Origin of the sequence: Psychrobacter sp. AOP31-B2-9 (assembly GCF_052378005.1) — a bacterium.
Taxonomy (GTDB): Bacteria; Pseudomonadota; Gammaproteobacteria; order Pseudomonadales; family Moraxellaceae; genus Psychrobacter.
Window position 1 is genome coordinate 1 of the sequence record NZ_JBQSXG010000396.1, and the last position, 216, is coordinate 216.

1 protein-coding gene is annotated in these 216 nt (G+C 46.3%); it reads left to right on the forward strand.

What is annotated here, in order from left to right; genetic code table 11:
• A partial coding sequence (locus ACT3SX_RS15785; RefSeq protein ID WP_444761900.1) for a transposase occupies positions 1-216 on the forward strand: 216 nt, incomplete at both ends.

Consider the following 216-nt stretch of genomic DNA (forward strand, 5'->3'; position numbering starts at 1 on the left):
CGTCCGTATGCTAATTGAAGCTAAAGACGACTACCCATCCACCTGGTCAGCCATCAAAGCCATAGCGCCAAAGATAGGTTGCACGCCTGAGACCCTACGATCATGGCATAAAAAGCACATTGATAAAACCATTCCTGCAAACATTCAAGCTCAAAGCCAAGCCGAGCGTATCAAAGAGCTTGAACGTGAGAACAGAGAGTTAAAGCAAGCCAATGA